General features: G+C 58.5%; 8 protein-coding genes and 1 riboswitch. Of the genes, 5 read left to right on the top strand and 3 right to left on the bottom strand.

What is annotated here, in order from left to right; genetic code table 11:
• The first annotated feature begins 363 nt into the window (after positions 1-363).
• Positions 364-855, top strand: a complete 492-nt coding sequence (locus tag G5171_RS20155) for an RNA recognition motif domain-containing protein (RefSeq protein ID WP_204482057.1) — start codon at positions 364-366, stop codon at positions 853-855.
• Positions 856-862: 7 nt separating this feature from the next.
• Here G5171_RS20155 and murI read toward each other — a convergent pair whose 3' ends face one another.
• From murI to G5171_RS20140, 3 genes are all read right to left on the bottom strand, one after another.
• The gene (murI, locus tag G5171_RS20150) at positions 863-1,666 is read right to left on the bottom strand and encodes a glutamate racemase (protein ID WP_421244791.1); all 804 of its coding nucleotides are present in this window, start codon (positions 1,664-1,666) and stop codon (positions 863-865) included.
• Positions 1,667-1,776: 110 nt separating this feature from the next.
• Complete coding sequence (locus G5171_RS20145) at positions 1,777-3,591, bottom strand: TonB-dependent receptor domain-containing protein (RefSeq protein WP_421244790.1); 1,815 nt, start codon at positions 3,589-3,591, stop codon at positions 1,777-1,779.
• Positions 3,592-3,642: 51 nt separating this feature from the next.
• A riboswitch (cobalamin riboswitch) is annotated at positions 3,643-3,821 on the bottom strand.
• Between the two features lie 35 nt (positions 3,822-3,856).
• Entirely contained in the window at positions 3,857-4,759 is a 903-nt protein-coding gene (locus G5171_RS20140; RefSeq protein ID WP_421260651.1) for a LysR family transcriptional regulator, read from the bottom strand.
• A 109-nt stretch (positions 4,760-4,868) separates the two neighbouring features.
• On the opposite strand from G5171_RS20140, the gene G5171_RS20135 reads away from it, so the two are divergent.
• The 4 genes from G5171_RS20135 to G5171_RS20120 all read left to right on the top strand — a co-directional run bounded on the left by G5171_RS20135 (position 4,869) and on the right by G5171_RS20120 (position 7,799).
• Positions 4,869-5,795, top strand: coding sequence for a sodium-dependent bicarbonate transport family permease (locus G5171_RS20135; RefSeq protein ID WP_199416737.1), 927 nt, complete (start codon positions 4,869-4,871; stop codon positions 5,793-5,795).
• Between the two features lie 4 nt (positions 5,796-5,799).
• Positions 5,800-6,102, top strand: coding sequence for a P-II family nitrogen regulator (locus tag G5171_RS20130; protein ID WP_005321666.1), 303 nt, complete (start codon positions 5,800-5,802; stop codon positions 6,100-6,102).
• A gap of 63 nt (positions 6,103-6,165) precedes the next feature.
• Positions 6,166-6,675, top strand: a complete 510-nt coding sequence (gene purE / locus G5171_RS20125; RefSeq protein WP_227341716.1) for a 5-(carboxyamino)imidazole ribonucleotide mutase — start codon at positions 6,166-6,168, stop codon at positions 6,673-6,675.
• Positions 6,672-7,799: a 5-(carboxyamino)imidazole ribonucleotide synthase gene (locus tag G5171_RS20120; protein WP_421260650.1), complete on the top strand. Its 1,128-nt coding sequence runs from the start codon at positions 6,672-6,674 to the stop codon at positions 7,797-7,799. The genes purE and G5171_RS20120 overlap by 4 nt, the downstream gene beginning before the upstream one ends.
• Positions 7,800-8,368 lie beyond the last annotated feature (569 nt).

The raw sequence follows: 8,368 nt of genomic DNA, 5'->3' as shown, positions 1-8,368 counted from the left end.
GGCGCCCACTTCGCTAGGAAGCTGGCTCATCAGTTCGGCGTGTTCCGCCGTGCTGGTAGGGGCGCATTATAGGGAGCGGCGCTGCGATGACAAGACTTTTTTTGAAGAAAATCACGAAAATTTCAAATTATTCAATTAGAAACAGCTTATTCAGTGTATATATACAATGTTATCCACAATCCGGTTATTTCACTCCCATTTTAGCGTCATTTATGTCGCCTTCAGTGACCTTGGGAATGCCATACTGGAGCCGATAACCTCTCCCGAGTGGTCCATGGTAGCGCCAATCAGGAAAGCTGGTTACCATGGAGGTGAATATAGTGTTGCACCTTTTTTGCTTTCATTTACAAAAGGTCTTTTAAGATGAATTTATCCAAGTTTCCCGTATATATGCAGGCCGCAATCCTTGCTCTGGTATTGGCAGTGGTTGGCTACCTGGTTGCCCAGGCCCTGCAGTTCTCTTTGAAAGCGGAAGTGATTTTTGCAGCAGGTCTGGCCATCGGCGGTTTCGTAGTACCGCTGTTCCTGAAGCGAACCTCGGCTAATGTCGCTGAGTCGATCGCCAATCAGGAGACTTGCACCTTATATGTAGGCAACCTGCCCTATCGCGCCAATGAGATTGCTGTGCGCGAGTTGTTTGCCGAACAGGGCCAGGTCATTTCCGTGCGGTTGATGAAAGACAAAGCAACTGGCAAGCGCAGAGGTTTCGGTTTCGTGGAGATGCCTGCCGCCGATGCCGCCAAGGCGATTGCCGCGTTGAATGACAAAGAGTACCAGCAGCGCACCCTCAAGGTACGTGAAGCGAATGACAAACGTGATAAAGAGGAGAGGGAAGGTAGCGAAGCTGACGCCTAACTGCTCGTCAGTACCTTACCTCTTCCAGTGATGACAGCCCCCATGCTTGCAAGGGGGCTGTCAGTTTTTGAGCCTCCCCATCCAGCCGGGTACAGTAAGCCCTGGCAATCACCTCTTCTATATGTACAGGCTGCACGGCAGAATGCCCGCCATTACTCAGCAACCAGGCCACCCGTTTGGCAACGGCACTGCCCGAGTCAACAAGCTGGCATTGCGGCATCAGTTGCCCAATCTCTTCATTGAGTAGCGGGAAGTGAGTGCAACCAAGCACCAGCGTGTCCGGCTTCTCTTCCCCCTCCAGCCAGTCGGCCAATACCTCGCGCAGCAGCGCCATATTGACCGGTAGGCCCGCCAGCTTGTGTTCGGCTTCTATGACCAGCTCGGTGGTGCCCTTGAGCAGCACCCGCTTGCCGGGAGCAAACTGGGCGATCAGTTCATGGGTATAGTCGCGGCTGACGGTGCCTGGAGTGGCCAGCAGACCGATACAACCGTTGCGAGTCTGTGCAGCGGCGGGCTTGATGGCTGGCACCACCCCCACCACGGGAATATCCAGAGCCTCACGCAAGGCCGGCAGCGTTATGGTGCTGGCCGTGTTGCAGGCAATCACCACCAGATCGATATGATGACGGGCCACCATGGTGGTCACCAAGCGGGTGCAGGCAGCAATCAGGGCGGGCTCGCTCAATTCACCATAGGGGAAGTTGGCGTTGTCGAAGCAGTAGAAATAGTTGTGTGCCGGCAGAACACGGCGGATCTCGCGGTAGATGGTCAGGCCACCCATACCGGAATCAAACACGAGAATATTGGCCACTTGAGCTCCCCTTTGGTGCAAGGCGGCGATCATACTCCCGCCTGCCGCCAATAGAAAAGGCCCTGCCAATGGCAGGGCCTCGGTTTTTCAAGGATGAACTGGAGAAAGCATCAGAAGCGGTAGTCGGCAGTTACTTTGAACTCGGTACCTGGTGATGCATAGCCTTTAGCGACTTCATAATTGCGATCAAACAAATTATCGATACGACCGCCCAATGTCAGCTGATTAGTAGCGGCGTAGGTAGCACCCAAGTTCACAAGGGTATACGGGCTCAACTCAACATTGCCTACATCGAGTCTTTCACCAACATATAGCACCTCTGTACTCCAGGTCATTTGACCTGTCGTGAAACTGGTCAGCCAGGTACCTTTGTGTTTCGCTCGACGCAAGAGTTGCTGATCATTCGTATTTTTGTCCTTGGCGCGTGTGTAGTCATAGTTGAAGTCATGATGTACAAGCCAAGTATCCAAACCAAGGGCCAACTCGATGCCTTCAATCTCGGCATCAGTATTGCCCTTGGTACAGGTGATATAACCTTTTTGGCACTGAATCAGGTTTTGGATTTGGTTACGATAGAAGTTTGCTGACCAGTCCCAACCGGTGTAACGACCGGAGAAATCCAGCTCCAAATTCTTGCTTTCTTCTGGTTGCAATGCCGGATTCTCATAACCCGGGTAGTAAAGATCCATAAAGGTAGGCGCTTTGAAGCCAGTACCGTAGCTCAGCCGTACATTGTGGTTCTCATCAAAATCCAGCCCACTTGCCGCAGACCAGGTATTGTGACGACCATATTGCTGGTTATCATCAGTGCGGCCGGAAAGTTCCCACAGCAGCGCCTGCCAACGGTAGCTTCCCACGGCAAACAATCCTTTATTGTCACGATCGGGGGCATTAAAGTTTTTGCCATAGCTCCGAGAGTCTGACTTCATCTCCTCACGCTGCCAATCTGCACCGCCTGTCAGGCTGACCCCTTCAATACCACTCCAGCTGTTGATCCAGGATAAACGTGTCAGACCTGTATGAATGGGTTGGCCAGTTTCTTCCCCATTACTCTCCAGCCAGTTCTTCAGCTTGTTTTCACCGTAACTGACTTCAAGTCGACTGATCAGATCCTTACCCTGGAACTTGAGACCACCGTCATATTGGAAAGCCTGTACTCGGCTCTGATCCGCAGACAGATAGGGGTCGTCCGTTTCTGTCAGATTGTCATAACCCTGAGCATTAAAATCAGCGCTCCATGCATCATTAAAAGCGTGGTTCAAACCGATTTGGCCATTGCGGCCGGAGAACCCATCCCGGTCAGGCTGCTGAGCATTGGCTACGACATCAAAACCGTCAGTACGCTCGTAGCCAATCAGCATGTTCATATCGGTTTTTTGGCCAAATGACTGAACTGTTCTTAGCTCGCCCTGACCATAGCCATTGCTGCCAGCACCACCTTTCAGATGTGTCTCGCTGCCATTCTTGGCGGATGTTTTGGTGATGAGGTTGATAACACCGCCGATGGCATCAGAACCATACACCGCAGCGCGCGGGCCACGGATATACTCGATGCGCTCGATATTGCCGAGGGGGATCTGGCTGAGATCCGGCGTACCGGCCACCATGGCCGCGATGGGACGCCCATTCATCAGCACCAGTGAATGGTTGGAGTTGGTACCACGTATGAACAGGCTGCTCATGTGACCTCTGCCACCCAGGGTAGTGATCTGCACGCCGGGCAGCGTCTTCAGCAACGCTGGCAAACTCTGCACCTGACGAGATTCGATCTCGGCGCGATCGATCACCACAACGGGCGCCAGCACCGAGCTAACCGGTTGTTCCACGCGGTTGGCTGTGATAACCAGAGTCGGATTGATAGGGATGGTGGTTTGGGCAAACGCCGCCGTCGGCAACAGGGCAGCCGCCAGAAATTTCTTCGACATGAGAGATCCTTAAGTTCGCGTAAGTATCTACTTCGTGGCCGGTTTCTCTCGGCCCGAAATACGAACTCTGGCAGGTCTTCGGGCTCGGGGGCTGATAGCCTACGGCGACGGCTTCCCGCCTGATGGCAGTGCCCTGATGTCGCTTCGTTCCCCCTTACCGCTGCGCGCCAGCTCCGGATTTTCACCGGATTCCCTATTAAGCATGATGCGCCAAAGCGGGAGGATTATAGGCAGAGCCAAGCTGGATGTATAGCCATCCAGATTTCTATTTCTTGCCAGCCAGCGCCGCCAGCCGCTGCTGGGCCCCCTCCATCACCGCCTGTACCCCGGGGTGGGAGAGATGGCGCCCTGCCGAGACCAGATAATAAGAGAGGGTAACGTCGGTGAGGGTCGCAATTCGCTCCACCCCGTAGAGGCGACCAATTTCGTCAGCCATCGCCAGCGGCGCCGGGAAGATCCCCATCCCCGCCTTGCCGAACGACTTCATCAGAGTGGAGTCATCAAACTGCCCCACCAGATGGGGATGAATGCCCTGCTGGCGATACCAGGCCAGCAGCCGATCGTGGGTAGCCGATTTCTCTCCGGGAATAAGCAACGGCAACCCCTCCAGCGAGGCGGGAAAGCCATCCCGCGCCCGCGCCGCCAGCTCGGGGCTGGCAAACAGCGCCAGCGGGCTGCGCCCCAGCTCGTGGTTGTAGCCGCGCACGCCACTGTCGGGGGGAAGCGGGCGATCGATCAGCACCATATCCAGCTTGTGGCGGGCCAGTTCACTGAACAGCTGCTCGGCCCGCTCCTCGTGACACACCAGCCGCAGCGGCGTTGCCAGCGCCATGGCGGGGGCCAGCAGCTCGAACGCCAGAGTACGGGGTACCGAATCGGCGATCCCCACCTGCATTGTCAACTCTTGACTGGCATGGCGCAGGGTGTGCTCCAGCTCGGCGCCGAGCGAGAAAATCGCCCCCGCCTGCTCCTGCGCCTGCCGTCCGGCAGCGGTCAGCACCAGACGCCGCCCCACCCGGTTGAACAGCGCCACCCCGAGGGACTGCTCCAGCTCTGCCACCTGACCGCTGATGGTCTGCGGCGTGAGATGCAGCTGTTCGGCGGCCTGCGTCACGCTGCCGCTGCGTGTCACATGCCAGAAGTAGTAGAGCTGTTTGTAGTTGAGCATGCCGTTCCCTATCAGTTTTTACCGAACAACCATCAGCAAGAATCTGATTTTATCGAAACATTGCAGGCTCTAGCATGCAACCATTATCTGAACTGCCCTGTGAACCATCATGCTGGACGTTGTTGTACTCTTCTTTCTGTTTGGTCTGCTGGCCGGTCTGGTGCGCTCCGAGCTCAAACTGCCTCCTGCCCTCTACGACACCCTCTCCCTCTTTCTGCTGCTGGCCATCGGCCTCAAGGGCGGCGTCGGTCTGGCCCAGCAATCCCTGCTGCCCCTGCTGCCGCAACTGGCGCTGGTGATCCTGCTGGGCGTAGTGCAGACCCTGCTCGGCTTTGCTGTGCTGCGCCTCAAGATGAACCGGGTCGATGCCGCCGCCACCGCCGCCCACTATGGTTCGGTCAGCGTCGCCACCTTTGCGGTCGGGGTGAACTGGCTCACCGAGCGGGGCATCAGCTTTGAATCCCAGCTCTCCATCTTCCTCGCGGTGATGGAGATCCCGGCCATTCTGGTGGGCATAGTGCTGGCCCGCGGCATCAGTCGCGAGACCCGCTGGCGCATGCTGGCCCACGAGACCTTCCTCGGCAAAGGGGTAACCCTGCTGCTCGGCGGTATGGCCATCGGCTATCTGGCCGGGCCGGATGGAATTGCTCCGCTCAAGCCGCTATTTGTCGACCTGTTCAAGGGGGCGCTGGCGCTGTTCCTGCTGGAGATGGGCCTGATCGTCGCCCGTCAGTGTCAGGATCTGCGCCGCCACGGCCTGTTCCTGCTCGGCTTCGCCCTGTTGATGCCGCTCGCTTCCGCGGGACTGGGATTGGCAGCTGGCCAGCTGATGGGCCTCTCTCTCGGCGGCCTGACCTTGCTGGCCACCCTGGCGGCGAGCGCCTCCTATATTGCCGTGCCGGCCACCATGCGCATCGCCGTGCCTCAGGCCAACCCGGGGCTATCCCTCAGCGCAGTGCTGGGGGTCACCTTCCCGTTCAACATCATGCTGGGGATCCCGCTCTACCACAGCTGGGCCCGCCACTTCACGGAGTAGCCACATGCAGACCGAGACCCGCACCCTGCTGACCGTCATCACGGAAGCCAATCTGGAGCCTACCCTGCTGCGCACCCTCACCCGCGAGGGGCTGCGCGGCTACACCATCACAGATGCCCGCGGCCGGGGGGATCATGGCGAGCGCAACGCCAGCTGGAGCGAGAGCGGCAACATCCGGCTGGAGGCCATCTGCAGCCGGGAGCAGGCGGAGCGGCTGCTGGCCCACCTGCAGAGTCGTTACTACCCCGATTACGCCATGATCGCCTTTCTGCAACCGGTCGAAATCGTGCGACCCGAGAAATTCTGAGCCGGCTTGTCGGCTCTTTTTGCCCACCAAAAGCAAACGTTTAACATTAAGGATTCAGAGAAAATGAACACCGCTCCCCTGATCGGCCTGGTAATGGGCTCCGACTCCGACTGGCCCGTGCTGCAGGCCGCCGCCCGCATCCTCAAGGAGCACGGCGTGCACTACGAGGCGCAGGTAGTCTCGGCCCATCGCACCCCGGATCTGCTGTTCGAGTATGCCGCCACTGCCCGCGAGCGCGGACTGCGCGCCATCATCGCCGGGGCCGGTGGCGCTGCCCATCTGCCGGGCATGGTCGCCGCCAAGACCACTCTTCCGGTGCTGGGGGTGCCCATCCCATCACGCCATCTCAAGGGAATGGACTCCCTGCTCTCCATCGTGCAGATGCCCAAAGGGGTGCCGGTCGCCACCTTCGCCATCGGCGAGGCGGGGGCCGCCAACGCCGCCCTGTTTGCGGTCTCTCTGCTCTCCGTTGCACAAGACGGCGATGCCTCTCGCTACCGGCAGCAGCTCGACGACTTCCGCACCCACGAGCGAGATCGGGTGCAGGCACTGCAACTGGAGGAGCCGACATGATCCTGCCACCCGCAACCCTCGGCATGCTGGGGGGCGGCCAGCTTGGCCGCTACTTCGTGATGGCCGCCCACCGCCTCGGCTACAAGGTGGTGGTGCTGGATCCCGATCCGGCCAGCATCGCCGGTGCCGCCGCCGATCACCATATTGTCGCCCCCTATGACGACCAGACCGCCCTGTACGAGCTGGCCAGCCGCTGCGAGGCCATCAGCTGCGAATTCGAAAATGTGCCCGCCGCCACCCTCGCCCTGCTCGAAAAACAAAAGCCGGTGCGACCGGCCGCCAGCGCTGTGCGCATCTGTCAGGATCGCCGCGAGGAGAAAGCCTTTCTGCGCGGGGCCAACATCCCGGTCGCCCCCTATCTGGCGCTACTGCCGGAAGAGCCCATCCCCGCACAGGCCAGCGAAATCTTCCCCGCCATTCTCAAGACGGCCCGCGAGGGGTACGACGGCAAGGGGCAATGGCAAGTGAGCGGTCTGGATGAGCTGGCGACGGTGTTGGCAGCCAGTGGTGTGCCCTGCGTGCTGGAAAAACGGCTGGCGCTGGAGGGGGAGTTTGCCCTGACCCTGGCGCGCAGCCCGAGCGGTGCCATCAGCGCCCTGCCTCTGGTGCAGAACTGGCACAGCGGCGGCATTCTGGACCAGACCCGCTCCCCGGCCAATGTGCCAACGCTGGAGAGCGAAGCCAAAGCAATAGCCGAACGGCTGATAGCAGCTCTCGATTACGTTGGGGTACTGACGGTGGAGTTCTTTCTGGTGGAAGGTAGACTGCTGGTCAACGAGCTGGCGCCCCGCCCCCACAACTCGGGTCACCCCAGCATCGACAACGCTGCATGCAGCCAGTTCGAGTTGCAGGTGCGCGCCCTGTGCGATCTGCCGCTGCCGGATCAGATCGCCGTGCGTCCCGCCCTGTTAATCAACCTGCTGGGTGATCTCTGGCAGAACGGCACACCCGACTGGGCTGCCCTACTGGCGCTGCCCGGCCTGCATCTGCACCTCTACGGCAAGGGCGAGCCACACCCCGGCCGCAAGATGGGCCATATCACGGTAACCGGTGACGACTGGTCAACGGTGGAGGAGACCTGCAGCAAGGCTCGTCAGCTGCTGGGACTCGCACCACCACGATAAATCGTATGAGATATGACTGACGATCGCGACATCCACCGTATGGGGTTCGGCCAGCAGCAAGATAAGTTACATGGCCAACCCCTCATCCGCCATCCTTGCCGTAGTGCGGTAGGTTCTAGAGCCGCAAGTTGCAACAGCGCTGGTGTAACAAGGTAGCGAGTACACTGCCAACGTATCAGGGAAGCCAGATGTCGTTACCGAACACCACAAACAACATCATCTAATTTCCGAGCAAAACAAGAATTCTATATCTATGACTAAAAGGAGAGAACACTGGGTCATATCCTGTGTCAGCGTATTCCGAACAGTGGGGCCCTGATTAAACTTTACAATTATCAGGTCGATAGATAAGAGCTCCCCGGCAGCGGGGTAACTTCGATATCCAGGAGATAATCATATGTCTCAGAAAGGAGTTCTGGTGGCACTACTGACTGCTTGCTACACGATGTCGGCTCAGGCCGACAAGCTAACCTCTCAGATCGCCTGGCCAGCCACCGCCAGCAAAAGTACCGGGATGGAAATCTCACTCACCCACCCGGGTCAACAACAGGTCAATTCCTCGTTCACAT

The sequence above is a fragment of the Aeromonas sp. 600774 genome (assembly GCF_049175075.1).
GTDB classification, from domain to species: domain Bacteria; phylum Pseudomonadota; class Gammaproteobacteria; order Enterobacterales; family Aeromonadaceae; genus Aeromonas; species Aeromonas veronii_A.
The sequence above is the reverse complement of the archived record's forward strand: the minus strand, read 5'-3'. Positions and strand labels throughout refer to the sequence as shown.

Bases quoted from the DNA above. Each gene is read 5' to 3' on its own strand.
- G5171_RS20140 (WP_421260651.1), bottom strand. From the start codon at position 4,759: ATGCTCAACTACAAACAGCTCTACTACTTCTGGCATGTGACACGCAGC.
- G5171_RS20130 (WP_005321666.1), top strand. From the start codon at position 5,800: ATGCAGACCGAGACCCGCACCCTGCTGACCGTCATCACGGAAGCCAAT.
- purE (WP_227341716.1), top strand. From the start codon at position 6,166: ATGAACACCGCTCCCCTGATCGGCCTGGTAATGGGCTCCGACTCCGAC.
- G5171_RS20135 (WP_199416737.1), top strand. From the start codon at position 4,869: ATGCTGGACGTTGTTGTACTCTTCTTTCTGTTTGGTCTGCTGGCCGGT.
- G5171_RS20155 (WP_204482057.1), top strand. From the start codon at position 364: ATGAATTTATCCAAGTTTCCCGTATATATGCAGGCCGCAATCCTTGCT.
- G5171_RS20145 (WP_421244790.1), bottom strand. From the start codon at position 3,591: ATGTCGAAGAAATTTCTGGCGGCTGCCCTGTTGCCGACGGCGGCGTTT.
- G5171_RS20120 (WP_421260650.1), top strand. From the start codon at position 6,672: ATGATCCTGCCACCCGCAACCCTCGGCATGCTGGGGGGCGGCCAGCTT.